The following is a 26,484-nucleotide window of genomic DNA, read 5'->3' as shown; positions in this document are numbered from 1 at the left end:
ATGGACCTTCGTTATACATCCGAGGAACTCGCCTTCCGCGACGAGGTGCGCCAGTTCCTGAAGGACAAGCTGCCCGCCGACATCCGCCGGAAGCTGATCGACGGCGAGCATATGGACAAGGACGACCTCGTCACCTGGTCGCGCATCCTCAACGAGAAGGGATGGGCGGTGCCGCACTGGCCGGTCGAACATGGCGGCACGGGCTGGGACCCGATGCGGCAATATATCTACCTCGAAGAAACGCAGAAATGGCCGGCGCCGCAGCCGCTCGCCTTCGGCGTCAACATGGTCGGCCCGGTCATCTACACCTTCGGCAACGAGGCGCAGAAGGCGCACTATTTGCCGCGCATCGCCAATCTCGACGACTGGTGGTGCCAGGGCTTTTCCGAGCCGGGCGCCGGATCCGACCTCGCCTCGCTCAAGACGAAGGCCGTGCGTGACGGCGACCACTATATCGTCAACGGCCAGAAGACCTGGACGACGCTGGCGCAATATGCCGACTGGATCTTCTGCCTCGTGCGCACCGATCCGGACGCCAAGAAGCAGTCGGGCATCTCCTTCCTTCTGATCGACATGAAGACGCCCGGCATCGAGGTTCGCCCCATCGTCACCATCGACGGCGGACGCGAGATCAACGAGGTGTTCCTGACCGACGTCAAGGTGCCGGTCGAAAACCTCGTCGGCGAGGAGAACAAGGGCTGGGACTATGCCAAGTTCCTGCTCGGCAATGAACGCGTCAACATCGCCCGCGTCGGCATGTCAAAGCAGCGGATCGCCCGCATCCGCGAACTGGCTGCGAAGGAGATGTCCGCCGGCCGGCCGCTGATCGAGGACGAGCGGTTCCGCGAAAAGCTCGCCTCCGTCGAGATCGATTTGAAGGCGCTGGAACTCACTCAGCTTCGCGTCGTCGCGGCCGATGCCAAACGCGGCAATACCGGCAAACCGGATCCCGCCTCCTCGATCCTCAAGATCAAGGGCTCGCAAATCCAGCAGGCGACCACGCATCTTCTGATGCAGGTGATGGGTCCGCACGCCATGCCCTACCATTCGGGCGACCTGGACGGGTCCAACGAACTGCCGATCGAACCCGACTACGCCGCCACCGCCGCGCCGGGCTATTTCAACTATCGTAAGGTCTCGATCTATGGCGGCTCGAACGAGATCCAGAAGAACATCATCGCCAAGGCGGTGCTCGGGCTCTAAGGAATACCCAAATGGACTTTGACCTTTCCGACGAGCAATCCATGCTCAAGGACTCCCTCGACCGCCTCTTGAAAGACTCCTACGGCTTCGAGCAGCGCAGGAAATACATGGCGGACCCCGCCGGCTTCAGCGCCGAGATGTGGAACGCCTATGCCGAGATGGGGCTGATGGCCCTGCCCTTTGCCGAGGAAGATGGCGGGCTGGGCGGCACGCCGGTCGAGACCATGATCGTGATGGAATTGCTCGGCCGGGCACTCGCGCTCGAGCCCTATTTCGCCACCGTCATCCTCGGCGGCGGCGCGCTCAAGGCGGCGGCTTCGGCCGACCAGCGGGCCGAACTCGTGCCGCAGATCGCCGAAGGGTCGCTGAAGCTCGCGATGGCGCACACCGAGCGCAATTCGCGCTACGACCTCCACCATGTCGAGACGAAGGCGGTGAAGGACGGCGACGGCTGGCGGCTCACCGGCCAGAAGAGCGTCGTCCTGCATGGCGAGGCGGCCGACAGGATCATCGTCGTCGCCCGCACGTCCGGCGACGTCCGCGACGAGAACGGCATCGGGCTCTTCCTCGTCGATGGGGCGGCCGAGGGGCTGACGCGGCGCGGCTACCCGACGCAGGACGGTTCGCGCGCGGCCGAACTCAGCCTCGACAACGTGCCCGCCGAAGCGCTCGGCGATCCCGCAAACGGCCTGCCCGCCTTGAAGAAAACCGTCGACGGCGCCATCGCGGCCCTGTCGGCCGAATCCATCGGCGTCATGTCGGCGATGCACGAGCTGACAGTCGACTATCTCAAGGTGCGCAAGCAGTTCGGCGTTCCCATCGGCGCGTTCCAGGTGCTTCAGCACGCGGCCGTCGACATGTATGTCGCGATCGAGCAGGCGCGCTCGATCACGCACTACGCAACCATGATGGCCGACAGCGACGACGCGGATGCCCGCGCGCAGGCCATGCACGCCGCCAAGGCCGAGATCGGGCGCGGCGGGCGGGTGTGCGGCGAGAACGCGATCCAGCTCCATGGCGGCGTCGGCATGACGATGGAATATGCGGTCGGCCACTACTTCAAGCGCATGACGATGATCGACACGCAGTTCGGCGACGGCGACTTTCACCTCCGCGCGCTGGCCCGCGGGCAAGGGCTCTTCGAGGCCGCCTGAGCCATTCATGGCCGGTTGCCTCGCGCTGCCGGCCATGCCACATCTGCGGCCCCGACAGGCGCGCGCAGGAGACGAGACATGGAAATCCGCCAGATCACCGAGGACTACTCGGTCGCCCCGCAGATCGGGGTCGAGCATGTGCCGCTGATCGCCGGCGCCGGCTTCAAGAGCATCGTGTGCAACCGTCCCGATAACGAGGATCCCGGCCAGCCTTCGGTCGACATCATCCGCAAGGCGGCCGAGGAAGCCGGGCTCGCCTTCCGCCACTTGCCGGTGATTTCCGGCCAGATGACCGAGGACAACGCCCGCGACCAGGCCGCGCTCCTGAAGGAACTGCCCAAGCCCGTCCTCGCCTATTGCCGTTCCGGCACGCGCTGCGCCAACCTCCATGCCGCGATCCGGCAGATGGGGCTGTAGGTCTCAGGCTTCGTAATCGAAGTCTTCGTCCGGCTCGATATCGGATGGTTGTTGCCGACCATGTCGGATCGCGAGGACCGTGACCACATCGTCGGAATAGTCGTAGTCGAGCACATAGTCGCCGACGATCAGGCGGCGTGCGCCAGGCACAGGCAGTCGAGCGCTTCCCACTCCGATGTCGGGAAAACGGGCGAGGTTCGTGCGCGCCTCCTGCATTCGCAGAACAAATGCTTCGGCGGCGCGCCTGCTGTGCCGGCGCAGATAATGCGCTCCGGCCCTCAGATAAACCGCTGCCTGAGCCGACAGGCGAACTCTAGGCAACGCGCCGTCCGATGAGTTCGCTCACCTCGCGCAGGACCTGATCCATGTCCTCTGTCACTCCTGCCTCGGCTTCGTTACGACCGGCACTGACCGCAAGGATGTCCGCACCCTCGGACGCGAGATAGAGCTTCAGCGCGCGGACGATCACCCAACTGCGGGATCTGTCGCAGGTTTGGGCGATCCCCATGATCTGGGACAGCATGTCTTCCGGAAGCCTGATGGCGATCGGATCGGACAAGGGGGGCTTGGTCATTGAGGTACCTCCAATTTGTAATACAGCGTATCACAAATTGGAGGTATGTCAGCCGACCTCAATAAAGCAGCCGCACCAGGTAAAGCGTGATCACCGGGAAGGCGAGCAGGATGATCGTGCGGATCGCATCGCTCGTCACGAACGGCATGACGCCCTTGTAGGTCTGCATGATCGGCGTCGACCGATCCATGGAATTGATGACGAAGAGGTTCATGCCGACCGGCGGCGTGATCAGCCCGACCTCGACCACGATCAGCACGAGAATGCCGAACCAGAGCGCGAATTCCTCCGGCCCGAGGCCATAGTCGAGCTGCGAGACGATCGGGAAGAAGATCGGGATCGTCAGAAGGATCATGGACAGCGAATCCATGAAGCAGCCGAGCACGATGTAGAAGACCAGAATGCCGATCATCACCATCATCGGGTCGAAGCCCTGGCTGGTGATGAAGGTCGCGGCCGCGACCGGCATCTGCGACAAGGCGAGGAAGGAATTGTAGAAGGCCGCGCCGAAGACGATGAAGAAGATCATCGCGCTGGCCGACGCCGTCATCAGGATGGAATCAACCAGCGTCTTCCTCGTCAGGCCGCCATTGATCCATGCGATGAGCCCGGTTCCGGCCGCACCCACGGCGGCGGCCTCGGTCGGCGTGAACCAGCCCGTATAGATGCCGCCGACAACCGCGATGAAGACGAGAAGGACCGGCCACACCTCGAACAGCGCGCGGAAACGCCGGCCATAGGGCTGGCGCTCGCTCGATCCTGCGGATTCAGGATAGACGCGGACATAGATCGCGATGGCGATCATGTAGCCGATGGCGGCGAGCATACCGGGCACGAAGGCGGCCACGAAAAGCTTGGCGATGTTCTGTTCGGCCAGGATCGCGTAGATGACCAGCACGACCGAGGGCGGGATCAGGATGCCGAGCGTGCCGCCGGCGGCCAGCGTGCCGGTCGCCAGCGCGCCGGAATAGCCGTAGCGCTTGAGCTCGGGAAGCGCGACCTGCGCCATCGTCGCGGCCGTCGCGAGCGACGAGCCGCAGATCGCGCCGAAGCCCGCGCAGGCGCCGATGGCCGACATGGCGACACCGCCCTTGCGGTGGCCGAGCCAGGAATTGGCGGCGTTGAACAGCGACTGCGACATGCCGCCCAGCGAGGCGAACTGGCCCATCAAGAGGAAAAGCGGGATGATCGACAGCGAATAGCTGGAAAAGGTCGAATAGGTCTCGCCCTTGAGGCGCGACAGGATGGGGGTCGGCGAGCCCATGATGAGATAGGTTCCGACGAGCCCGGTCAGCAACATGGCGAGGGCGATGGGAATGCGCAGGAAGATCAGGACGAGCAGGGCCGGGAACGACCACAGGCCGAGTTCGAGATTGCTCAATGGATTGCCCCCTGGCCGGCGCCGAGAATATTGCGGCCGGTCCGCACTTCCTGAAAGCGGACGTAAAGAACGTAGAACGAAACGATGACGGCGACGCAGACCGCCGCCATGGCCGCCGCAAAGCCCCACCAGACCGGGAATTGCAGGATGAAGGTCGTCTCGCGATACCGCACCTTGTCCCACATGCCATGCCAGAGCTGAACCGCGATCAAGGTGATCACCGCCGTCATCAGGAGTTCGGCGACGAAATCGATCACCCGGTTGACGGCCGGCGGAAAAAAGCTGGTGAAGACGTCGACGGTCGCGTGTCCGCGCATCAACTGGCACCAGGGCAGGAATGCGAAGATCGCGAAGGCCGTGCCGGCCTCGACGAGTTCGAAATCGCCCGGCACGGGCTTCAGCCCGAGCGAACTCAGCCCGCGCCCCGTGATCGAGACGACCGTGATGAGCGTGATCGCGACCAGGGCCAGCCCGCCGATGATCGCAAGCCCGCGGGCAAGCCACGTCATGATCGCCGAGAGGTTCATCCTCTCCTCCCTCGAAACACATCGCTCCACGGCAGCAACGCTACAGCCGCGTTTCTCCCGGAGCAATCGACTCCTCGGCGCAAATTGTTATAGGACATAACGTTGGCAATCAAGATGCCCGCGCGACGCGGCACCATGCGCGAAAGCCTGCACCCGCGCGCACGAAAAAGGAAGATGGGGCGGGCGGAAACCGCAGTTCCGCCCTCATTTTCCAGCTACTGGCTGGTGTATTGCTCGATCAGCCCGCGCGCCTCGTCGAGCAGTTCCTGGCCCTCGAGCCCCCTGCCGTCCATCTCGGCCACCCAGTTGTCGATGACCGGCTGTGCGGCCTCCTGCCACTTCGCCGTTTCCTCATCCGACAGTTCGATGATGTTGTTGGACGCCTCGACAGCGAGCTTTCGGCCCGGTGCGTCGTATTCCTGCTGGGTCCGGCCGGCGAAGGCGGAGAGTTCGGCCCCCGAGTTCTCGTCGATGACCGCCTTCAGATCGTCCGGCAGGCTGTCATATTTGGCCTTGTTCATGGCCAGCACGAAGGTCGTCGTATAAAGCGCGTGGTCGCCGCCGAACTCGGTGTGGTTCTTGACGAGTTCCGGCACGCGCAGCGCGGTCGTCACCTCCCAGGGCACCACCGCACCGTCGATGACGCCCTTCGAGAGCGATTCGGGAACCTGCGGGATCGGCATTCCGATCGGCGTCGCGCCGAGTTCGCCCAGAAGAGAGTTGATGACACGGGTCGGGGCGCGCACCTTCATGCCGGCAAGATCCTCCATGGACTCGACCGGCTCCTTGGTGTGCAGGATGCCCGGACCATGAACCCAGGTCGCCAGAATGTGCGTGTCGGCGAATTCGGTATCGCGCAGATGCTTGTCGAAGACGTCCCAATAGGCGCGCGAGGTTGCCTCGGCATTGGTCATCATGAAGGGAAGTTCGAAGACCTCGACGGACGGAAAGCGGCCAGGCGTGTTGCCGGGCAGAGTCCACACGATGTCGACCGTGCCCTCGGCCGCCTGATCGTAAAGCTGCGGCGGCGTACCGCCAAGCTGCATGGCCGGGTAGCGTTCGATCTTGATGCGATCGCCGGAATCGGCCTCGACCTTGTCGGCCCACACGTCGAGGACTTGCATTGGCACGGTGGCCTGTGCGGGCAGGAAGTGGTGCAGCCGCAGCGTCACCTCCTGCGCCAGCACCGACGTCGAACCGGCCAGCCACGTCGCCGAGGCCAGCACGCCGGCGGCAAGCGCCGCCTTGAAACTCTTCATCTGCATCGATTTCCTCCCTGATGATGCGGACCGGCAGTTCTCCCGATATTAGCCGATCCTCGACGCGCGATCCTACATGGATTTATGTAACAATAAAGAGCCGTTCTGCGGAATTTTCGTAACACATCACAGCGGCAGCGCATCCGTCTCCTTCAATGTCTGGAGCACGATCGCCGTCTTCACATGCTGCACGGATTCGTGCGGCAGCAGCACCTCGTTGACGAACTCGGCGAGCGATTTCAGGTCCGGCGTCACGACTTTCAGAAAATAGTCCATCTCGCCGGTCAGCGCATAGGCTTCCTGCACCTGCGGCAGGCGCGCCAAAAGTTCGGAAAAGCGGCGCGCATTGTCCCTATTGTGGGTGGCGAGCGTGACCGAGATGACATTGACGAGCGGGAACCCCAGCCGGTCGCGATCGAGCGTCGCGCGATAGCCCTTGATGAAGCCCGCCTCCTCCAGCCGCTGGCGCCGCCGCGAGCATTGCGAGGCGGACAGATGCACGCGCTCGGAAAGATCGCCGTTCGTCAGCCGCGCATCTTCCTGCAAGAGCGCGAGTATCTTGCGGTCAAAACCGTCGATCTGCTCACCATCACCCATATTTGTCATCACCATGCACGTTTCGCGCACAACATGCCGCGCCGGGGCATCAGAATGCAAGCCGCTTGCGCGGCGGCGATAGTAGGATCGGGCCATCGAATTTCAGGAGGATGAAATGGGTCCTTTCCCGCACGACGCGCCGCCCGCCGAGATCACCCGCACCAACCCCGCCGGCACGGACGGGTTCGAGTTCGTCGAGTTCGCGCATCCAGAGCCCGAAAAGCTGGCCGAACTCTTCACCCGCATGGGCTACGCCAAGGTCGCGACCCACAGGACGAAGAAAATCGACGTCTGGCGGCAGGGCGACATCAACTATGTCGTCAATGCCGAACCCGGTTCGCACGCCATGCGCTTCGTCGACGAACATGGTCCCTGCGCGCCCTCCATGGCGTGGCGCGTGGTCGATGCCAAGCACGCCTTCGACCATGCCGTTTCCAAGGGCGCGACGCCCTATGAAGGCACGGACAAGACGCTCGACGTGCCGGCCATTATCGGCATCGGCGGCTCGCTCCTCTATTTCGTCGAGACCTATGGCGCGCGCGGCTCGGCCTATGAAGCCGAGTTCGACTGGATCGGCGAAAAGAACCCGAAACCCGAAGGCGTCGGCTTCTACTATCTTGACCACCTCACCCACAACGTCTTTCGCGGCAACATGGACAAGTGGTGGGCGTTCTACCGCGACCTGTTCGGCTTCAAGCAAATCCATTTCTTCAACATCGACGGCCGCATCACCGGCCTGATGAGCCGGGCCATCACCAGCCCTTGCGGGAAAATCCGCATTCCGCTCAACGAATCCAAGGACGAGACGAGCCAGATCGAGGAATATCTGCGCAAATACAAGGGCGAAGGTATCCAGCACATCGCGGTCGGCACGGACGGCATCTACGACGCCACCGACAGGCTCGACGCCAACGGCCTGAAATTCATGCCGAAGCCGCCGGAAACATACTACGAGAAAAGCCACGAGCGCGTCGCCGGCCATGACGAGCCGATCGACCGCATGAAGAAGCATGGCATCCTGATCGACGGCGAAGGCGTGGTCGACGGCGGAACGACCAAGATCCTGCTCCAGATTTTTTCCAAGACCGTCATCGGCCCGATCTTCTTCGAATTCATCCAGCGAAAAGGCGACGAAGGTTTTGGCGAAGGCAATTTCCGCGCCTTGTTCGAGAGCATCGAGGAAGACCAGATCCGGCGTGGCGTGATCAAGGTCGAGGCGGCGGAGTAGTTCGGCGGCATCATTCTCCTGCACAGGCGTCATCCCGGAAGTCGCGCGGCGACGAGCGGCTATCCGGGACCCATTCCGTGACATCTACCTCACGGAATAGGTCCCGGCTCTCCGTCTCGCTACGCCCGACTTCGGCCGGGATGACACTTGAGCCTACTACCCCTTCGCCGCTGCAATCACCTTTTTCACCCGCTCCAAATCGCCCACCTCGTTCGCCAAGAGCAACACCAGCCTCGCATTCAGCCGCGCGCTTTCCTCGAGGCTCAAGCCGTCATGGGCGGCCATCAGCGCGGCGTAGAAATCGTCGCCGGCGGTGCCCAGCCTGTCCTTGCCGATATCGATCATGCCATCCCCCTCGCCTGCTCATATGCGGCGACGATCTCTGCCGCCGATGGGTTGTCGAAGCGCGCGGCCAGATGCTGATCCGGTCGGACCAGCCAGACCGTGCCCGCACCGTAGCGCTTCGCGACCAGCCCCTCGGCATCGATCAACGTCGTTGTGTCACCCCGCCGCGACCAGTCAGTGGTGACGAGGATGCGGTCGATCTCCGCCGGCAGACCGTCCGGCACATCCGCCTCCACCGCCATCACCGCGAACCGCCCGCCGAAATGGTCGAGCAGCCAGCCACCTTCAAGGGGCGCATCGGCCATCGCCTGCCCGACGCCCTCACCCGCTCCTTGCAGCGACAGGCCCGCCAGCGAACAGGGCCGCGACAGGCGGCCGGAATTGACCAGCCTGCGCGCGAATTCGTGGTCGCCGGCAAGGTCCAGCACGGCATCGCGGAAGGTGCGCTCCATTTCGCTCTTCGGCGTCATGAAGCCGGTCGCGCGCGCGGAGTTCAAAATGTTGTCGTCGGCGCCGTGAATGCGCTCTTCGTCGTAAGTTGCGATCAGGCTTTCCGGCGCCTCGCCCTTCACCACCATCGCCAGTTTCCAGACGAGGTTGTCGACGTCCTGGATGCCGCCATTGCCGCCGCGCGCGCCGAAGGGCGAGACGATGTGCGCGCTGTCGCCCGCGAACACCACGCGGCCGTGGACGAAGCGATCCAGCCGGCGGCACTGGAAGGTGTAGACCGAAACCCAGTCGAGCGTGAAATCGCGGTGGCCGACGATCGCCTCAATGCGCGGGATGACGTTTTCGGGCCGCTTCTCCATTTCCGGGTCGGCATCCCAGCCGAGTTGCAGGTCGATGCGGTAGATGTCGTCCGGCTGCTTGTGCAACAGCGCCGACTGGCCCTTGTGAAAGGGCGGCTCGAACCAGAACCAGCGCTCCGGCGGAAAATCCGCCTTCATCTCGACGTCCGCAATCAGGAACCGCTCCTCGAAGACACGGCCGGCGAAATCCAGCCCCATCATCGAACGCACCGGAGAGCGCGCGCCGTCGCAGGCGATCAACCAGTCGGTATCGATCTCGTAGATGCCGTCCGGCGTCTCGACCGAAACGCGAACGCCGTCATCGGATGGCTCGACGCCAATGACGCGGTTCTTCCAGCGCAGGTCGATCAGGTCGGGAAACTCCATCGCGCGCTCGACGAGATACTGCTCGACGTAATATTGCTGGAGATTGATGAAGGCCGGCATCTTGTGGCCGGGCTCGGGCAGAAGGTCGAAATTCCAGACCTCGCGGTCGCGGTGGAACAGCCGCCCGACCTTCCACGTCACGCCCTTTTCCACCATGCGCTCCCCGACCCCGAGCCGGTCCATGATCTCCAGCGTCCGCTTCGACCAGCAGATCGCGCGGCTCCCCAGCGATACGACGTCGTTGTCGTCCAGCACCACGCATCCGATGCCGTGCAGCGCGCAGTCGATCGCAGCCGCGAGGCCCACCGGCCCGGCGCCGACAATGACGATCTTGGTGCGCCTGGCGGCTCTACCGGAGAGCTCCGGCGGTTTCACATAGGCAAACGGCTGGTACTGGTAGCGCGGCATCAGGCGAGCCCCATGCGGCCGATCTCGGGATCGCGCTCGAAATCGAGGAAGAACTCGTCGAGCTGCGGCGGCTTGACGTCCGTTCCGGCGAGCATCGCGTGCGCCTGCCCGCGATGGTGGATCTGGTGCTGGAAAAGATGGGCGAGGAGGTCGCAGATGCGCTCGGGGAATTGACCCTTCCGGCCGCGATCCGTGACGACGACGCGCTCCATATCGGCTTCGGCCAGCCGGTCGCAGAACGCGATCAGCCGATCGTCCGCCGCCTGTTGCAGCGGCGCGAGGTCGGATGCGTGGGCGAACACAATCTCGTCGTCATAGACCCGCTCGCCCCGGCCGCCCTCTTCCAGCGCGTCGATGTAGTAGAGGTCGACGAAGTGGTTGTGGGAAAGCGTCGCGGCGATGGAGGGGAAAAACGAGGTGCGGGTTGCCGTGAAGGACGCGCTGTCGAGCTTGGCGCAGGCGCGCAGCAGGACGTGGTTCGACCAGCGATTGTTGCGCGCCATGGCGGAGAAATGTCGTTGCAGGTCCGTCACCGCCATCACCCCTGCAACTGCGCCCACATCGCCTTGTCACGCTCGGCCGTCCAGATGCGCGGCGTGTCGATTCCCAGCGCCTCGTCATAGGCGCGGGCGACGTTGAAGGGCAGGCAGTGCTCGTAGATCGCGTAGTCGCCGAATTTGGGGTCGCAGACTTCGCGGCAGGCGTCCCACGCCTCCTTCAGCGAGCCGCCGCCCTGCGCCACGCGCGCGATGGGACGATAGGTGGACATGACGAAATCGGCGGTGTTGTCGATTGCGTCGTTGACCATGGCGGCCCCCACCAGCGCATCGCCGCGGCCGGGCGCGATGGCGTCGAGGTCGAAGGCGCGGATTTCCTCCAGCGTCATCGGCCAGTCGGAAAAATGCCCGTCGCCGCAATAGCAGGCCGAGTGGTATTCGACGATGTCGCCTGTGAACATCACGTTCTCGTCCGGCACATAGGCGACGATGTCGCCCGCCGTATGGGCGCGGCCGAGGAACATCAGGTCGACACGGCGCTTGCCCATGTGGACCGTCAGCCGGTCGTTGAAGGTCATGGTCGGCCAGGTCAGGCCGGGGATCGATTCATGACCCTGGAAGAGGCGCGGGAAGCGGCCGAATTCGGAATCCCAGTCCTCCTGCCCGCGCTCGACCACCATGGAACGCGCCTTCTCCGACATGAAGATTTCCGACGCGCCATAGGCCGACGCGCCGAGCACCCGCACGGCGTGATAGTGCGACAGCGTCACATATTTGATCGGCTTGTCGGTGACGGTGCGGATCTTCTCGATGACCTTTCCCGCCAGTCGCGGCGTCGCCTGCGCGTCGACGATCATGACCGAATCGTCGCCGATGATGACGCCGGTGTTCGGATCGCCCTCGGCGGTGAAGGCCCACAGGTCGCGGCCGATCTCGGTGAAGGAGACGGCCTTCTCGGCCATGTCGCCGGTGGATGCGAAGTTCTTGGTCATGTGCGCTCCAGTTGCAATTCTGGTCATCTACGCGTCATTCCGACCGAAGCCGCGCGAAGCGCGGCGAAGAGCCGGAACCCATTCCGTTTTCTTGCCAGTCCACGGAAAGGGTCCCGGATACGGTCGCTCGCTGCGCTCGGCCCGTTCCGGGATGACGCCGCGTGCTCAATCGTTCTCCGGCGAATACTTCTCCACCACCTGCTCGATCGCGCCGAAGATCGAATGGCCGGCCTTGTCCTTCATCTCGATCCTCACCGTGTCGCCGAAGCGCATGAAAGGCGTCGTCGCCTTGCCGGTTTCGATCGTTTCGATGGTGCGGATTTCGGCGATGCAGGAATAGCCGACGCCGCCGGCATCGACCGGCCTGCCCGGCCCGCCATCCAGCTTGTTCGACACCGTGCCCGAGCCGATGATCGAGCCGGCGCAAAGCGGGCGCGTCTTCGCCGCATGGGCGATGAGGGTGGGGAAGTCGAACGTCATGTCGATTCCGGCATTCGCCCGCCCGAACGGCTTGCCGTTGTAGTCGACCATCAGCGGCAGCGAGAGCTTGCCGCCGTCCCAGGCGTCGCCGAGTTCGTCGGGCGTCACCGCGACCGGCGAGAAGGCCGAGGAGGGCTTGGACTGGAAGAAGCCGAAGCCCTTGCCGAGTTCGGCCGGAATCAGGCCGCGCAGCGAAACGTCGTTGACCAGCATGACCAGCCGGATCGCCTCGCGCGCCTGGTCGAGGCTGGCGCCCATCGGAACGTCGTCGACGATGATCGCGATCTCGCCTTCCATGTCGATGCCATAGGCTTCGTCGGCCATGACGATCGGATCGCGCGGCCCCAGAAACGCATCCGAGCCGCCCTGATACATCAGCGGGTCGGTCCAGAAGGTGTCCGGCATCTCGGCATTGCGCGCCTTTCGCACGAGTTCGACGTGGTTGACATAGGCCGAGCCGTCCGCCCACTGAAAGGCGCGCGGCAGCGGCGACATCGCATCATGTTCGTGGAAGCGCTCGGTCGGCACCGCGCCATGTTCGAGGCTTTCGGCCAGCGCCTCCAGATGGGGGGCGATGCGGCGCCAGTCGTCGAGCGCAGCCTGCAAGGTCGTGGCGAGGAAGGACGCATCCGTCGAGCGCGTCAGGTCTCGCGACACGAGCACCAGTTTTCCGTCGCGCGTGCCGTTCTTCAGCGTGGCAAGTTTCATGCGGTCTCCATCCCCTTGGCCCGATATGGGCTCGATTGTTGTCGTGCGCCCTTCGAGGCTCGCTTCGCTCGCACCTCAGGATGAGGACCGTTGGTTCTCGAACCCGCCTCGTCACCGGTGCGATCCGCGACTTCCCTCATCCTGAGGTGCGAGCCTGTTCGGCGAGCCTCGAAGGACGCACGCCATCATTGCAGCCGGTGCGCCTTAACTCCAGTCGCCTTCTATGGTGCCGTTGAAGCGCTTCTTCAGGTCGCTCCAGCAGTCGATGTAGTCGTCCTGCAAGGTCTCCAGTCCGAGCCCGTATTTCGTGACGAGTTGCGGAAAGCGCGTCTCGAACATGAAAGCCATGGTGTTTTCCAGCTTCACGGCCTTCAGCTCCGCGCGCGATGCCTTCTCGAAGCCGCCCGCATCCGGCCCATGCGCCAGCATCATGTTGTGAAGGCTCATGCCGCCGGGCACGAACCCCTCCTCCTTGGCGTCGTACTGGCCGCGGATCAGGCCCATGAACTCGGACATGATGTTGCGGTGATACCAGGGTGGGCGGAACGTGTTCTCGGCCACCATCCAGCGCGGCGGGAAGATGACGAAATCGATATTCGCCGTCCCCTCCTCGCCGCTCGGTGCCGTCAGCACGGTGAAGATCGACGGGTCGGGATGGTCGAACAGGATCGCGCCGACCGGCGAGAAGGTCGACAGATCGTATTTGTAGGGCGCGTAATTGCCGTGCCAGGCGACGACGTCGAGCGGCGAATGGCCGATCTCGGTGACGTGGAACTGGCCGCACCATTTGACGACGATGCGGCAGGGCGTCTCCTTGTCCTCGTACCAGGCGACCGGCGTCTTGAAATCGCGCGGATTGGCGAGGCAGTTGGCCCCGATCGGGCCGCGATCGGGCAGCGTGAACTTGGCGCCGTAGTTTTCGCACATATAGCCGCGCGCGGTCTTTCCCATCAGCTCGACCTTGAAGGTCAGGCCGCGCGGCAGGATGCAGATTTCGCCAGGCTCGACCTCGATCGCGCCCATCTCGGTCAAAAAGCGCACGCCGCCCTCCTGCGGCACCACCAGCATCTCGCCGTCAGCGTTGAAGAAGTGGTCGTCCACCATGTCGGCATTGGCGACATAGACATGCGCCGCCATGCCGGCCTGGCCGAGCACGTCGCCGGCCAGCGTCATGGTGCGCATCCCCGAGATGAAATCGGTCTTTTCCGCCGGGATCGGCACCGGGCTCCAGCGGAACTGGCCGAGCGGCAGTTCATGCTCGCCCTTCGATGGCGCAGAGAGCCACAGCGGCAGATCGAACGGCTTGAAACGACGATGATGCTTGACGGACGGGCGGATGCGATAGAGCCAGGAGCGCTCGTTGGTGCCGCGCGGCGCGGTGAAGGGCGAGCCGGACAATTGCTCGGCATAGAGCCCGTAGGCAGGACGCTGCGGCGAGTTCATGCCCTGCGGCAGCGCGCCGGCCAGGCTTTCGGTTTCGAAATCGTTGCCGAAGCCCGGCATGTAGTCGAAGCGGGCCTTCGGCTTCCTGGCCGGCGACGTGTGGCCGAGCCCCTTCATCATCTCGTTCATGGCGACCTCCCGGATTTGACGTTCCGTGAATTTCGTTGCATTCGTAACCATTGAAAATGTAACCATCAACTGTGCCGATGACGCTCGAACTCGAACGCTTCCTCCCCTATCGCCTGAACCGGCTGGCGGATGTCATCAGCCGCGATTTCGCGAAGATCTACCGCGATCGCTACGGCCTCACCCGCCCCGAATGGCGGCTGCTCGCGGCGCTCGGCCAATACGGGACGATGACCGCGACCGCGGTCGGGCAGCATTCGGCGATGCACAAGACCAAGGTGTCACGCGCCGTCTCGGCGCTCGAAAAGCGGCTGTGGCTGAAACGGTCTCCGAGCGAGGAAGACCGCCGCGTCGAGCATCTGACCCTGACGAAGGCTGGCCACGCCGCCTATCGCGAGCTCGTGCCCTTCGCCAAGTCCTTCGAGGAAAACCTCCTCGCCAACATGTCGCCCGCCGACCGCGAAGCCGTCCTGCGCGGCCTTGCCGCGCTGGAACGCGCGGGCGGGGATTGAATTCTCGCCGCAGAAAGTGTACATTTTGACCGGTCAAAATGGACAATTAAGATGAAAACTGTCTCTGCGACTGAGCTCAAGGCGAACGTGTCAGGAATACTTGGAGATGTCGAACGCGGGGAAACGATTGCGATCACCCGCCACGGCAAAACGATCGCACGCCTCGAACCTCCGACATCGCGTCTTGACCGCGAGCGTGCCATCGAAGCGATCCTGGAGATGAAACGTCTAAGCCGAAAGACTGGACTTACGGTAGATGACATCTTGTCCGCGCGTGACGAGGGACGGCGCTAAGTGTCGGCCGTCATCGACAGTTCAGTAGCTGCGAGTTGGGGTATACCGGATGAGAATTCGCCCGCCGCGTTGCGCGCTCTGACGCTTGTCGCCAATGGTGAAATGATCGTTCCCACGCTCTTCTGGCATGAACTGAAAAACGTGTTCCTGATGAACCAGAAGCGCAATCGACTGACAATTGTCGAGACCGACCGCGCCATCAAACTCGTTAAGGCCATCAATCCACTGGTAGCAGACGATCCCGACCACAGCGCCATTTTGGACTTGGCACGCCGCCGCTCGCTGACCGCTTACGATGCTGCATACCTTGAACTTGCGTTACGCTTGTCGCTCCCGCTCGCGACGCTTGACGCCAAGCTTGCGGCAGCGACGATAGCAGAAGGTGTCGACTTGATATCGTGAGCCTCACTCCACCCGGTGCGGATATTCGCGCTTGGGCGGGATGTTGTGGATAACCATCGCAAGCGCGATGAGCACCAGGCAGCCGATCAGGATCACCATGAAGAGTTCGATGCCGTGGAGGCCGCGGCCGAAGCCGAGAATCGGCAGCGCGGCGGCGGGGGAGTGCGTGACGCGCAGGCCGCGCATCAGGACGATGGTGACGCCCACCGCGACGGCCGCCGCCAGCCAATCGCCGGGAAAGGCGAGGAAAGCCGCCTCGCAGACGATCGTTCCGATCAGATAGCCGCCCATGATGTTGACCGGTTGCGACAGGGGACTGGAGGGCTGGCCGAACAGCAATCCGGCCGTCGCGCCCAGCGGCGCGAGCAGCAGCGGCAGGCCGGTCGCCATCGCCATGTAGCCGACGAAGGCCATGCCAAGCGCCGCGCCGATGCCGGCCTTGATGTTGGAGCCGGCATCGACGGGCGGCTCGTGCCGCGTCAGCAATATCCGCACAATCCGCCGCATCGCCTGACCACCCTCACCAGTCCATAACGACCTTGCCGGAATTGCCCGAGCGCATCGCGTCGAAGCCTTCACGATAGTCGTCGATGCCGATGCGGTGGGTGATCAGGCCCGACACGTCGAGCGGCCCCTGCACCAGCGCAATCATCTTGTACCAGGTCTCGAACATCTCGCGGCCGTAGATGCCCTTCAGCGTCAGCATCTTGAAGATAACCTTGTTCCAGTCGATCTCGAAGCCGGTCGGCGCGATGCCCAGAATGGCGATCTTGCCGCCATTGTTCATCGTGTCGATCATGTCGCGGAACGCCGCCGCCGAGCCCGACATTTCGAGCCCGACGTCGAACCCTTCCGTCATGCCCTCCTCGCGCATCACGTCGCGCAGATTTTCCTTCGACGCGTCGACGACGTGGTGGATCTTCATCCTGCGAGCGAGGTCGAGACGCACCGGGTTGATATCGGTGATCACGACCTTCCGCGCGCCGACCGCCTGTGCGACCAGCGCGCCCATGATGCCGATCGGCCCCGCCCCCGTCACCAGCACGTCCTCGCCCACCAGATCGAAGGAGAGCGCGGTGTGGACGGCATTGCCGAGCGGGTCGAAGATCGCGGCGATCTCGTCCGGCACGTCGTCGGGAATCGGCACGACATTGTGCTTGGGCAGCACCAGATATTCCGCGAAGGAGCCCGGCCGGTTGACGCCGACGCCGAGCGTGTTGCGGCACAGATGCCCGCGCCCGGCGCGGCAGTTGCGGCAATGGCCGCACACGATATGCCCCTCGCCCGAGACGCGCTGGCCGACCTTGTATTCGGTGACCGCCGCGCCGAAATCGGCGACCTCGCCGACGAATTCGTGTCCTGTCACCATCGGCACCGGCACGGTCTTCTGCGCCCACTGATCCCAGTTGAAGATGTGGACGTCGGTGCCGCAGATCGCCGACTTCTTCACCTTGATCAGGATGTCGTTCGGCCCGACTTCAGGCAGCGGCACCTCTTCCATCCAGATGCCGGGCTCGGCTCGCGCCTTGACGAGGGCGCGCATCATGTTGGACATCAAACCACTCCCATCTCTTTGCCCACCGCCGCGAACGCCGCCACCGCCCGGTCAACATCCTCGGCCGAGTGCGCCGCCGACATCTGCGTCCTGATCCGCGCCTGGCCCTTAGGCACGACCGGAAACGAGAAGCCGATCACATAAATGCCGTGGTCCATCAGCCGGTCGGCCATGTCCTTGGCCACCTGCGCGTCGCCGAGCATGACGGGGATGATCGCGTGGTCGGCGCCGGCGAGCGTGAAACCGGCCTTTTCCATGCCCGCCCTGAACCGTGCGGCATTGTCGTTCAGGTGCCGGCGCAGCGCGTCGCCGTTCTCGACCATGTCGAAGACCTTGAGCGAGGTCGCGGCGATCACCGGCGCCAGCGTGTTGGAAAAGAGATAGGGTCGCGAGCGCTGGCGCAGCCAGTCGACGATCTCGCGCCTGGCCGACGTGTAGCCGCCCGACGCGCCGCCGAGCGCCTTGCCGAGCGTGCCGGTGACGATGTCTACCCGGCCCTCGACGCCGCAATGCTCGATCGATCCGCGGCCATGTTCGCCGACGAAACCGACCGCATGGCTGTCGTCGACCATCACCATCGCGTCGTATTTTTCGGCAAGGTCGCAGACGCCCTGAAGGTTGGCGATGATGCCGTCCATGGAGAACACGCCGTCCGTCGCGATCAGCCGGAACCGCGCGTCCGCCGCCTCCTTCAGCCGCGCTTCCAGTTCGCCCATGTCGTTGTTGGCGTAGCGGTAGCGCTTCGCCTTCGACAGCCGCACCCCGTCAATGATCGAGGCATGGTTGAGCGCGTCGGAGATGATGGCGTCCTCGTCCGACAGGAGCGTCTCGAACAGGCCCGCATTGGCATCGAAGCAGGAGCCGTAAAGGATCGTGTCCTCGAAGCCGAGAAAGGACGAGATGCGCGCTTCCAGCGCCTTGTGCTCTTCCTGCGTGCCGCAGATGAAACGCACGGAGGCCATGCCGTAGCCGTAGCGGTCGAGCGCTTGCTTGGCCACCTCCCGCAGTTCGGCATTGTCGGCGAGGCCGAGATAGTTGTTGGCGCAGAAGTTCAGCACCTCGCGCCCGTCGGCGGTGATTTCCGCCGACTGCATCGAGGAGATGACGCGCTCGGACTTGTAGAGCCCCTGGGACTTGAGGCCGTCGAGTTCGGTCGAGAGGTGGGTCAGGAAGGTGTTTGTCATCGGCGTCTCCTACGCGCTTGATCCGGCAAACGCCACACCCCTACCTCACATGCCCCTTGCCGTAATGCCTTTCGATCCGCGACTGGATCAGTTCGAAGCAGATCGACATCGCCCAGTAGATCAGCGCGGCGGCGATCAGCATCTCGAACACGGTGAAGTCGCGGCGGCCGATGATTTGCGCGGTGCGCGTCAGTTCCCACACGCCCATCACCGAGACGAGCGAGGAATCCTTCAGCATGGCGATGAACTGGTTGCCGGTCGGCGGCACGATCAGCCGCATCGCCTGCGGAAAGATGATCAGCCGGAAAGTCTGGCGTTCGGTGAAGCCCAGCGCCTTGGCCGCATCGTGCTGGCCATGCGCCACGCCGATGATGCCGGCGCGGAAGATTTCCGCCAGATAGGCGCCATAACACAAGGAGAGCGCGATAATGCCCGACGGCACGGCCGAAAGGGCGAATTGCGGCCCCAGTTGCGGCAGGCCGAGATAGATCAGATAGACCTGCAAGAGCAGCGGCGTGCCGCGGAAAAAGGAGATGTAGAAGGTGGCGATCGCATAGGCCGGCCCCGACTTCGACAATTTGCCGAGCGCGGCGACCAGCGCGATGACAGAGGCGATGACGATCGAGATCAGCGAGACGTAGAGCGTCGTCACCGCGCCCGTCGTGATCATGTAGGACAGGTTCGTTCCGCCGTCGCGCGTGGGTGCGAACCAGACGCCGAGATTGCGGTCGAAACTGGTGACGAAGAGCGCGAAGAGCAGGACGAGTTCGACCCAGACGATCAGCACCTGGACCTTGAACGGGACAAGCCGCAGCAGGATCAGATTGGCCCAGATCGCGCCGCCGAGCAGGATGCCGGTGGCCAGGTGAAGGCCGAAGCCGACCTCCTGCCCCTCGCCCGTCGCCCCGCCGAGCAGCGGCGCGACGAGGCCGCCGGCACGCGTGCCGCCAAGCCCCATCCACACGAGGACCACGACGATCAGGAAAACGATCCCCGCCTCGATCCGCGACGGGCGCGCGCGAGCAAGCCAGCTCTCCGCTGGAAGAGCCGGCTCGTCGTTCATCGTATCGGTTGCCGACATTACTCGACGGTCGTCAGGTCAACCCCGTACCACTTCTCCGACAATTCGGAGAGCGTGCCGTCCTCGTGCAGTTCGGCGACGATCTCGGCGATACGCGCGTTGAACTCCTCGTCGCCCTTGTCGGTCGCGACGGAGAGCGGCTCGTAGAAGGCAGGCTCGCCGACGATGCGCAGCGGATAGCCGTTGTTGATCGCCTCCTGGATGGTCGGCAATGCCGAGAACACCGCGTCGATGCGCACGCCGTCGCCGAGGCGCAGATCGTCGAATGCGTTGGTGTCTGTCTCGTAGGTGCGGATTTCGGCCGCGGTCACCTGATATTCGAACTCGGGCACGCCCTCGGCATCGATCACCAGTTCGCGGTTGAGATAGGCGTCATAGGTGCAGCCGCCGCACGAGCCGATGACCTTGTCGTTCAGTTCGTCGATCGACTGGATGTCCGAATCCGTGTGAACCGCGAAGGCGGCAGGCGTGTAGTAGTAGATCGCCGGGAAATCGAGCACCTGCGCGCGGGCGGTGGTCGGCGTCATCGAACCGACGGACATGTCCCAGCGCCCGGCCCAGCTACCCGCCGTGATCACTTCCCAAGAGGGCGTGACGATTTCCAGCTCGACGCCCATCTTCTCGGCGATCGCCTTGCCGACATCGATGTCGAACCCGTCCATCTCATTGGCGTCGTTGAGGAAGGACTGCGGCGGATATTCGGGATCGCTCGACATGACGAGCTTGCCAGCCGACGTCACCCGGTCAAGCGTCTCGCCGGCGATCACCGGGGAGCCGAGCATCGCCAGAACCGTCGTCAAGGCTGCAATTTTTCCCATTCCCATAGAGTGTTCTCCTTTTTTCTTTTCCGATGTTTCATCTTGTGAAATCGGGCGCCGCGGCGCCCGATCCCCACTTTCCGGCGTCGCCTAGAAGAACGCCTGGAGACCCGTCTGCGCGCGCCCGAGGATCAGCGCATGAACGTCATGCGTGCCCTCATAGGTGTTCACGGTTTCGAGGTTCTGCGCATGGCGCATCACATGGTACTCGACCTGGATGCCGTTGCCGCCGTGCATGTCGCGGGCCTGGCGAGCGATGTCGAGCGCCTTGCCGCAATTGTTGCGCTTGACGATCGAGATCATCTCGGGCGCGAACTTGTGCTCGTCCATCAGCCGGCCGACGCGCAAGCTCCCCTGAAGCCCGAGCGCGATCTCGGTCTGCATGTCGGCGAGCTTCTTCTGGAAAAGCTGCGTGCCGGCGAGCGGCTTGCCGAACTGCTTGCGGTCGAGACCGTATTGCCGGGCGCGGAACCAGCAATCCTCGGCGGCGCCCATCGCCCCCCAGGAAATGCCGTAGCGGGCGCGGTTGAGGCAGCCGAACGGGCCGGAGAGGCCCGAAATGTTCGGCAGCAGGGCGTCCTCGCCGACCTCGACGCCGTCCATGACGATTTCGCCGGTGATCGACGCGCGCAGCGACAGCTTGCCGCCGATCTTCGGCGCGGAAAGGCCCTTCATGCCCTTTTCGAGCACGAAGCCGCGGATCTTGTTGTCATGCGCTTCCGACTTCGCCCAGACGACGAAGACGTCGGCGATCGGCGAGTTGGAAATCCACATCTTGGAGCCCGACAGGCGATAGCCGTCGGCGGTCTTCACCGCGCGCGTCTTCATGCCGTTCGGATCGGATCCGGCATCCGGCTCGGTCAGGCCGAAGCAGCCGATCCATTCGCCCGAGGCAAGCTTGGGCAGGTATTTCTTGCGCTGCTCTTCCGAGCCATAGGCATAGATCGGGTGCATGACGAGCGAGGACTGAACGCTCATCATCGAGCGGTAGCCCGAATCGATGCGCTCGACCTCGCGCGCGACGAGGCCATAGGCCACGTAGCCGGCGCCGACGCCGCCATATTCCTCGGGGATCGTGACGCCCAGGAGACCTGATTCGCCCATCTCGCGGAAGATCGCGGGGTCGGTCTTTTCCTCCAGATACGCCTCCTGCACGCGCGGCGCGAGCTTGTCTGCGGCAAAGGCGGCCGCCGTGTCGCGGATCATCCGCTCGTCTTCGGTCAACTGATCGTCGATCAGGAAAGGATCGTTCCACGCGAAAGCCGCAGACGTGTCCTTGGCTCGAACTTCGATATTCATAATCTCACCGGTCTGGTTGGTTCTTGGCGGGCAACTTAGAACCATTGAACGGGCGGCGAAACAATTTTTCTGCCGCATCCGCAAGACCGATTACAACCGGATGGCGTAGCGGATTCCATCATAGATCGCGGCATGGATGTTGCGCGCCGCGACCGCATCGCCAATCCGCAGGAGATCGAACCGGCCATCCGCATTGATTTGGGGAAAGAGATTGCCCGTTCCATCGGCCAGGCTGCCGTAATCCACAGCGCCGCCATTGCGCGACTGCGCTTTCAACGCATGATAGAGTTCGTCATTGGCCAATGTGCCGTGTTCGACCACGACCTGATCGACGCGCCGCTCCTGCGAAAAGCCCTTCGCATAGTCCGAGCCGAGCGTCGCGACCAGCGCATTCCCCTCGCGCCTGACGGCCACAAGCCGCGTATTGATCGTCACCCGCACATGGCGCTCGTGAAAGGCGCGCATGTAGGGCGCGTGGTTCATGCCGCCCATTTCCGGCGCGAAGAGCCGTTCGGGCGAGACGAGTTCGAGCCTGGCCCCCGCATTGGCGATCATCTCGGCCGCCGACATGCCCTGATGCCCGCCATTGTCGTCGAAAAGAAGCACGTTCTCGGCCGGCTTCGCCGCGCCGGACAGGATGTCCCAGCTCGACACGACCAGTTCGTTGCCCGCATCGAGTGGCGGATTCTGCGGCAGGCCGCCGGTCGCGATCACCACCACATCGGGCTCAAGCGCCAGCACGTCGGCTTCTTCCGCCCAGCAATTGTAGCGGATCGTCACGCCGAGATGGTCGAGTTCGGAAAGCCGCCAGTCGACGATGCCGACGAGTTCCCTGCGACGCGGGTTCTGAACCGCAAGCCCGATCTGGCCCCCTGCTTTCGATGAGGCTTCCAGTATCGTGACCTTGTGTCCGCGCTCGGCCGCGACGCGCGCCGCCTCCAGCCCGGCCGGCCCCGCGCCGACCACGACGACATGCTTCAGTGCGCCGTCCGTCCGCGCGACGACATGCGGGATCTGCGCCTCGCGGCCGGTCGCCGCATTGTGGATGCACAGCGCGCCGCCGCCCTCGTAGATTCGGTCGAGGCAGTAGGTCGCGCCGACGCAGGGGCGGATGCGGTGCTCCGCGCCGGCCTTCACTTTCGCCACGATATGCGGCTCGGCGATGTGCGCGCGCGTCATGCCGACCATGTCGAGCTTGCCTTCCGCGATCGCATGGCGCGCGGTCGCGACATCGGAAATCCGCGCCGCGTGAAAGACCGGGAATTTGGTCGCCGCGCGCACCTCGCCTGCGAAATCGAGATGCGGCGCCGAGCGCATCCCCGTCACCGGGATGACCTCGGTCAGGCCCGCATCGGTATCGATATGGCCGCGGATGATGTTGAGAAAATCGACCTTGCCCGAGCGCGCCAGCATCTGCGCGATCTCGACGCCCTCCGCGCGGGAAAGCCCCGTCTCCATGTCCTCGTCGGCCACCATGCGGATGCCGACGATGAAATCCGGCCCGACCGCCTCGCGCACCGCGTCGAGCACCCGCATCGAAAACCGCATCCGGTTTTCCAGCGAGCCGCCATAGGCATCCTCGCGCCGGTTGGTCGCCGGCGACCAGAACGCGTCCATCAGATGGCCGTAGGCCTCGAACTCGATGCCGTCGAGCCCGGCTTCCTTCATGCGCTGCGCCGCCGAGGCATAATCGGCGACGATGCGCTCGATGTCCCAGTCCTCCGCCTCCTTCGGAAAGGCCCGATGCGCCGCCTCGCGCACCGGCGAGGCCGACAGGACCGGCAGCCAGTCGGCCCGGTTCCAGCCCGTCCGGCGGCCCAGATGCGTCAACTGGATCATGACCTTGCAGTCATGTGCGTGGCAGGCATCCGCCAGTTCGCGCATCCACGGCACGATCTCGTCGCGATAGGCTTCCAGATTGCCGAAGGCGGCCGGACTGTCCCTGCTGACCAGCGCGGAACCCGCCGTCATCGTCAGCGCCATCCCGCCCTTGGCCTTTTCCGCATGGTAGAGCCGGTAGCGCTCCTTCGGCATCCCGTCTTCCGAATAGGCCGGCTCGTGCGCCGTCGACATCACCCGGTTCTTCAAGGTCAGATGCTTGAGACGAAAAGGCTGGAGCAGCGGATCGTTCGACATCGGGTCTCTCTTGCGATGCGGGGATGATCGTCGCATTGTTCGACCGTCCCGACGAACGGAGCAAGCCCATGCGCGCCATCGCCATTGCCATTCCCGCCCTTTTCTCGGTCATGCCGGCTTTCGCGTCGAACTGGTACGAAGGCGACTATCAACGATGCGCCGACGAAGACACCACCGTCGACATCGTCATGTGCGTGGGCGGACTCCATGAAGAATGGGATGCCCGCCTCAATGCCGCCTATCGAACCGCCATAGAGCCGCTCGAAGGCGAGCGCCGCACGCAGTTCCGCGACGTCCAGCGCGCCTGGATCGCCTATCGCGACGCAAACTGCGGCTATTACCGATCCGGCGAAGGCACCATCGCCGCGATCGAAGGCAATGTGTGCATGTTCGCACTCACCCGCGACCGGGCGGAGGAGTTGGAAATGCTGGTGGGGCAATAGGAACGGTCCCTGACCGTTTGCCGGGGCCTCACCAAAATCGGAAGCTCGAAAATCGCATACGTCAGCGACGATCTTCCCGGCCCATCAGCGCGCTCGTGCAGGCATGGCGCGCGGATCGCGAGCGCCATGCAACAGGCGCTGGATCACGACCTCACCGTCGATCACCTCGTAGAAGATCAAATACGGGTAGGGCCGAACATTCACGCAGCGCAGGTTTTCCTGGTCGGTTCGTCGGCCGCCATGTGGATGCGCACCGAGCAATCGCCTCAGTCGACGGAACCTGTCGGCGAAGCCTGCGGCGGCAGACGGTGAGCGTGACCAAAGAAATGCAAGAACTTCCTCGACATCTTGAAGAGCGGCCGGCGCGAGGCGAGTCCTCATCGCGTGTGTTTGTTCAGCACCGCCTCGATCTCCTCGTCGGTGGCGAATTCGCCACGCGCGACTTGGGCGCGCGATACGTCGATCGCCGCCTTTTCCTCATCGGAAAGGACGTAAATACCTTCGCCCTCGCCAACGATGTCCATGATCGTCCGGGCAAGTTCGTCTTGCTCTTGTGGCGACAATCGGCGCGCCGCCGCGACGGCCAGTTCGAGGAGTTGTGTCATAGAGAGATTCTAGCATGTTGGACCAGAATCGCACCAGCCCTCAATACCAGGCATCGTCATTCGCCGCCTTGCGCCGCGCGATGAAGTCCTTCAACGCATCGTCCACCGCGACGTCGAGCGGCGGCGCCTCGAACTCCGCGAGTTGCTTCTTCCACAGCCGGTTGGCGCGGTCCATGGCGTCCTCGCCGCCCGCGTCCTCCCATTTCTCGAACGCCTCGTTGTCGGCGAGGCCCGAATCCCAGAACGCCGTCTCGTAATTCGCCATCGTGTGCGCGCAGCCGAAGAAATGGCTGCCCGGCCCGACCTCGGCGAAGGCGTCGAAGGCGAGCTGGTTGTCGTCGACCACGACGCCGTCGAGATAGGTGTGCAGCGCGCCGCAGAAATCGGCGTCCATGACGAATTTCTCGTAGGACATCGACAGGAGCCCGTCGAGGAAGCCTGCCGAATGGAGAATGAAGTTCGCGCCGCAATGGATGGCGGCGAGCATCGACATCGTGCCCTCGTTCATCGCCTGGCCGTCGGGCAGTTTCGAGGTGGTGAAATTGCCGGAGCACCGGAGAGGGAGGTTCAATCTCCGCGCAAGCTGCCCGATCACCATCGAGCCGATCGCCGGTTCCGGCGTGCCGAAAGTGGGCGAGCCGGAGCGCAGGGACATGGACGACAGGAAATTGCCGAAGATCACCGGCGCGCCGGGCCGTTCCAACTGCGTCAGCGCGCAGCCGGCCATGGTTTCGGCCAGCGATTGCGCGATCGCGCCGGCATTCGTCACCGGTCCCATCGCGCCGCCGAGGATGAAGGGCACGACCACCGCCGCCTGGTTGGCGCGGGCATAGGCGCGCAGCGCGTTGGTCATCGTGCCGTCCCAGACGAGCGGCGAGTTGACGTTGACGTTTCCCAGGATGACGCAGTTCTTCTCGACGAAGTCGCGGCCGAAGACGAGCCGCGCCATGTCGATGGACTCTTCCGCGCGGCTCTCCGCCGTCACCGAGCCCATGAAGGGCCGGTCGGAATAGCGGATATGGGCGTAGACCATGTCGAGATGGCGCTTGTTCACCGGCACGTCGACCGGCTCGCAGATCGTGCCGCCCGAATGATGCAGAAAGGGCGAGGCTTGCGCGAGCTTGATGAAGTTCTCGAAATCCTCCAGCGTGCCGTAGCGCCGGCCGCGCTCGATATCCATCACGAAGGGCGAGCCATAGGCGGGCGAAAAAACGACGTTCCTGCCGCCGATCCGCACCGAATTGTCGGGATTGCGCGCGTGCTGGGTGAATTCGGCCGGCGCGGTCTTCAAGATCTCGCGCAGCATTCCCGGCTCGAACTTGACCAGCACCCCGTCGACCGTCGCCCCGGCCTTGCGCCAGTGGTCGAGCGCGGTTTCGTCGTCGCGGAATTCGATGCCGATCTCGGCGAGGATGCGGTCGGCCGTTGCCTCGATGCGCAGGAGGTTTTCCTCGGACAGAATGTCGTAGGTCGGGATGTTGCGGACGATGTAGGGCCTGCCCGGCCCCGCCTGCCCGCCCGCGCGCGCCTCGCGCCGCGCTTCTCGTCCGCCGCGCTCGCGCCTTTTGCCCTGCACTTCGTCCAGCATGTCGGGCTCCTCTCCCTGCGTAAGCGCACTCTAGGCGCATCAAAGACGCGTCG

The 26,484-nt window shown here is 64.0% G+C and carries 29 protein-coding genes; 8 read left to right on the top strand and 21 right to left on the bottom strand.

Annotated elements, in window-relative coordinates; translation table 11 throughout:
- The 3 genes from pimC to PZ895_RS15555 all read left to right on the top strand — a co-directional run bounded on the left by pimC (position 1) and on the right by PZ895_RS15555 (position 2,774).
- A complete protein-coding gene (gene pimC, locus PZ895_RS15565) occupies positions 1-1,203 on the top strand; it encodes a pimeloyl-CoA dehydrogenase large subunit (RefSeq protein WP_275839912.1) in 1,203 nt (400 codons plus the stop codon).
- Positions 1,204-1,214: 11 nt separating this feature from the next.
- Complete coding sequence (locus tag PZ895_RS15560; RefSeq protein ID WP_275839911.1) at positions 1,215-2,357, top strand: acyl-CoA dehydrogenase family protein; 1,143 nt, start codon at positions 1,215-1,217, stop codon at positions 2,355-2,357.
- A 78-nt stretch (positions 2,358-2,435) separates the two neighbouring features.
- Complete coding sequence (locus PZ895_RS15555) at positions 2,436-2,774, top strand: TIGR01244 family sulfur transferase (protein ID WP_275839910.1); 339 nt, start codon at positions 2,436-2,438, stop codon at positions 2,772-2,774.
- Between the two features lie 3 nt (positions 2,775-2,777).
- Here PZ895_RS15555 and PZ895_RS15550 read toward each other — a convergent pair whose 3' ends face one another.
- The 6 genes from PZ895_RS15550 to PZ895_RS15525 all read right to left on the bottom strand — a co-directional run bounded on the left by PZ895_RS15550 (position 2,778) and on the right by PZ895_RS15525 (position 7,127).
- Positions 2,778-3,095 carry a type II toxin-antitoxin system RelE/ParE family toxin gene (locus tag PZ895_RS15550; RefSeq protein ID WP_275839909.1) on the bottom strand — a complete coding sequence of 106 codons (318 nt, stop codon included), beginning with the start codon at positions 3,093-3,095 and terminating at the stop codon, positions 2,778-2,780.
- Positions 3,088-3,348 carry a CopG family transcriptional regulator gene (locus PZ895_RS15545; RefSeq protein ID WP_275839908.1) on the bottom strand — a complete coding sequence of 87 codons (261 nt, stop codon included), beginning with the start codon at positions 3,346-3,348 and terminating at the stop codon, positions 3,088-3,090. Before PZ895_RS15545 ends, PZ895_RS15550 begins: the two co-directional genes overlap by 8 nt.
- Before the next feature lie 58 nt (positions 3,349-3,406).
- Positions 3,407-4,729 carry a TRAP transporter large permease gene (locus PZ895_RS15540; protein WP_275839907.1) on the bottom strand — a complete coding sequence of 441 codons (1,323 nt, stop codon included), beginning with the start codon at positions 4,727-4,729 and terminating at the stop codon, positions 3,407-3,409.
- Positions 4,726-5,256, bottom strand: a complete 531-nt coding sequence (locus PZ895_RS15535) for a TRAP transporter small permease (protein ID WP_275839906.1) — start codon at positions 5,254-5,256, stop codon at positions 4,726-4,728. Before PZ895_RS15535 ends, PZ895_RS15540 begins: the two co-directional genes overlap by 4 nt.
- A 215-nt stretch (positions 5,257-5,471) precedes the next feature.
- Entirely contained in the window at positions 5,472-6,515 is a 1,044-nt protein-coding gene (locus tag PZ895_RS15530; protein WP_275840078.1) for a TRAP transporter substrate-binding protein, read from the bottom strand.
- A gap of 126 nt (positions 6,516-6,641) precedes the next feature.
- Positions 6,642-7,127 (bottom strand): Lrp/AsnC family transcriptional regulator, encoded by a 486-nt coding sequence (locus tag PZ895_RS15525; protein ID WP_275839905.1) that lies wholly within the window; start codon positions 7,125-7,127, stop codon positions 6,642-6,644.
- A gap of 100 nt (positions 7,128-7,227) precedes the next feature.
- Between PZ895_RS15525 and hppD the strand changes: the two genes are divergently transcribed.
- Positions 7,228-8,340, top strand: a complete 1,113-nt coding sequence (gene hppD, locus PZ895_RS15520) for a 4-hydroxyphenylpyruvate dioxygenase (RefSeq protein WP_275839904.1) — start codon at positions 7,228-7,230, stop codon at positions 8,338-8,340.
- Positions 8,341-8,496: 156 nt separating this feature from the next.
- Here hppD and PZ895_RS15515 read toward each other — a convergent pair whose 3' ends face one another.
- The 6 genes from PZ895_RS15515 to hmgA all read right to left on the bottom strand — a co-directional run bounded on the left by PZ895_RS15515 (position 8,497) and on the right by hmgA (position 14,508).
- Positions 8,497-8,685: a DUF2783 domain-containing protein gene (locus tag PZ895_RS15515; RefSeq protein WP_275839903.1), complete on the bottom strand. Its 189-nt coding sequence runs from the start codon at positions 8,683-8,685 to the stop codon at positions 8,497-8,499.
- Positions 8,682-10,268 (bottom strand): FAD-dependent oxidoreductase, encoded by a 1,587-nt coding sequence (locus tag PZ895_RS15510; protein WP_275839902.1) that lies wholly within the window; start codon positions 10,266-10,268, stop codon positions 8,682-8,684. Before PZ895_RS15510 ends, PZ895_RS15515 begins: the two co-directional genes overlap by 4 nt.
- Positions 10,268-10,807, bottom strand: coding sequence for a DinB family protein (locus PZ895_RS15505; protein ID WP_275839901.1), 540 nt, complete (start codon positions 10,805-10,807; stop codon positions 10,268-10,270). The genes PZ895_RS15510 and PZ895_RS15505 overlap by 1 nt, the downstream gene beginning before the upstream one ends.
- Positions 10,807-11,757, bottom strand: a complete 951-nt coding sequence (locus PZ895_RS15500) for an MBL fold metallo-hydrolase (RefSeq protein ID WP_275839900.1) — start codon at positions 11,755-11,757, stop codon at positions 10,807-10,809. Before PZ895_RS15500 ends, PZ895_RS15505 begins: the two co-directional genes overlap by 1 nt.
- Before the next feature lie 165 nt (positions 11,758-11,922).
- Positions 11,923-12,945: a fumarylacetoacetate hydrolase family protein gene (locus PZ895_RS15495; protein WP_275839899.1), complete on the bottom strand. Its 1,023-nt coding sequence runs from the start codon at positions 12,943-12,945 to the stop codon at positions 11,923-11,925.
- Positions 12,946-13,149: 204 nt separating this feature from the next.
- Positions 13,150-14,508 (bottom strand): homogentisate 1,2-dioxygenase, encoded by a 1,359-nt coding sequence (gene hmgA / locus PZ895_RS15490; protein ID WP_275840077.1) that lies wholly within the window; start codon positions 14,506-14,508, stop codon positions 13,150-13,152.
- Positions 14,509-14,594: 86 nt separating this feature from the next.
- Here hmgA and PZ895_RS15485 point away from each other — a divergent pair, with 86 nt between their 5' ends.
- Both PZ895_RS15485 and PZ895_RS15480 read left to right on the top strand, forming a co-directional pair.
- Positions 14,595-15,026, top strand: a complete 432-nt coding sequence (locus PZ895_RS15485; RefSeq protein WP_275839898.1) for a MarR family transcriptional regulator — start codon at positions 14,595-14,597, stop codon at positions 15,024-15,026.
- Positions 15,027-15,320: 294 nt separating this feature from the next.
- Positions 15,321-15,722, top strand: coding sequence for a type II toxin-antitoxin system VapC family toxin (locus PZ895_RS15480; protein ID WP_275839897.1), 402 nt, complete (start codon positions 15,321-15,323; stop codon positions 15,720-15,722).
- A gap of 3 nt (positions 15,723-15,725) precedes the next feature.
- On the opposite strand, the gene PZ895_RS15475 is transcribed toward PZ895_RS15480, so the two are convergent.
- From PZ895_RS15475 to PZ895_RS15445, 7 genes are all read right to left on the bottom strand, one after another.
- The gene (locus tag PZ895_RS15475) at positions 15,726-16,229 is read right to left on the bottom strand and encodes an HPP family protein (protein WP_275839896.1); all 504 of its coding nucleotides are present in this window, start codon (positions 16,227-16,229) and stop codon (positions 15,726-15,728) included.
- 13 nt (positions 16,230-16,242) lie between these two features.
- Positions 16,243-17,277 carry an L-threonine 3-dehydrogenase gene (tdh, locus tag PZ895_RS15470; RefSeq protein WP_275839895.1) on the bottom strand — a complete coding sequence of 345 codons (1,035 nt, stop codon included), beginning with the start codon at positions 17,275-17,277 and terminating at the stop codon, positions 16,243-16,245.
- A complete protein-coding gene (locus PZ895_RS15465) occupies positions 17,277-18,461 on the bottom strand; it encodes a glycine C-acetyltransferase (RefSeq protein ID WP_275839894.1) in 1,185 nt (394 codons plus the stop codon). The genes tdh and PZ895_RS15465 overlap by 1 nt, the downstream gene beginning before the upstream one ends.
- Positions 18,462-18,501: 40 nt before the next feature.
- The gene (locus tag PZ895_RS15460; RefSeq protein WP_275839893.1) at positions 18,502-19,542 is read right to left on the bottom strand and encodes an amino acid ABC transporter permease; all 1,041 of its coding nucleotides are present in this window, start codon (positions 19,540-19,542) and stop codon (positions 18,502-18,504) included.
- Positions 19,542-20,366: a transporter substrate-binding domain-containing protein gene (locus tag PZ895_RS15455; protein WP_275839892.1), complete on the bottom strand. Its 825-nt coding sequence runs from the start codon at positions 20,364-20,366 to the stop codon at positions 19,542-19,544. Before PZ895_RS15455 ends, PZ895_RS15460 begins: the two co-directional genes overlap by 1 nt.
- 84 nt (positions 20,367-20,450) lie before the next feature.
- Positions 20,451-21,659 (bottom strand): acyl-CoA dehydrogenase, encoded by a 1,209-nt coding sequence (locus PZ895_RS15450; RefSeq protein ID WP_275839891.1) that lies wholly within the window; start codon positions 21,657-21,659, stop codon positions 20,451-20,453.
- 90 nt (positions 21,660-21,749) lie between these two features.
- On the bottom strand, positions 21,750-23,795 hold the full coding sequence (locus PZ895_RS15445) for an NADH:flavin oxidoreductase (RefSeq protein ID WP_275839890.1): 2,046 nt from the start codon (positions 23,793-23,795) through the stop codon (positions 21,750-21,752).
- A gap of 23 nt (positions 23,796-23,818) precedes the next feature.
- Between PZ895_RS15445 and PZ895_RS15440 the strand changes: the two genes are divergently transcribed.
- Together PZ895_RS15440 and PZ895_RS15435 are read left to right on the top strand one after the other, a co-directional pair.
- Positions 23,819-24,238: a lysozyme inhibitor LprI family protein gene (locus PZ895_RS15440; protein ID WP_275839889.1), complete on the top strand. Its 420-nt coding sequence runs from the start codon at positions 23,819-23,821 to the stop codon at positions 24,236-24,238.
- 126 nt (positions 24,239-24,364) lie between these two features.
- On the top strand, positions 24,365-24,550 hold the full coding sequence (locus tag PZ895_RS15435; RefSeq protein ID WP_275839888.1) for a hypothetical protein: 186 nt from the start codon (positions 24,365-24,367) through the stop codon (positions 24,548-24,550).
- A 65-nt stretch (positions 24,551-24,615) separates the two neighbouring features.
- Here the strand turns inward: PZ895_RS15435 and PZ895_RS15430 are convergent, their stop codons facing one another.
- Together PZ895_RS15430 and PZ895_RS15425 are read right to left on the bottom strand one after the other, a co-directional pair.
- On the bottom strand, positions 24,616-24,843 hold the full coding sequence (locus PZ895_RS15430; RefSeq protein WP_275839887.1) for a hypothetical protein: 228 nt from the start codon (positions 24,841-24,843) through the stop codon (positions 24,616-24,618).
- Between the two features lie 40 nt (positions 24,844-24,883).
- The gene (locus PZ895_RS15425) at positions 24,884-26,431 is read right to left on the bottom strand and encodes a trimethylamine methyltransferase family protein (RefSeq protein ID WP_275839886.1); all 1,548 of its coding nucleotides are present in this window, start codon (positions 26,429-26,431) and stop codon (positions 24,884-24,886) included.
- Positions 26,432-26,484: the final 53 nt, after the last annotated feature.

Origin of the sequence: Mesorhizobium sp. YIM 152430 (genome assembly GCF_029210365.1) — a bacterium.
In the GTDB taxonomy this organism is placed as follows: Bacteria; Pseudomonadota; Alphaproteobacteria; order Rhizobiales; family Rhizobiaceae; genus Aliihoeflea.
This window is presented reverse-complemented; position numbering and strand designations above follow the sequence as displayed.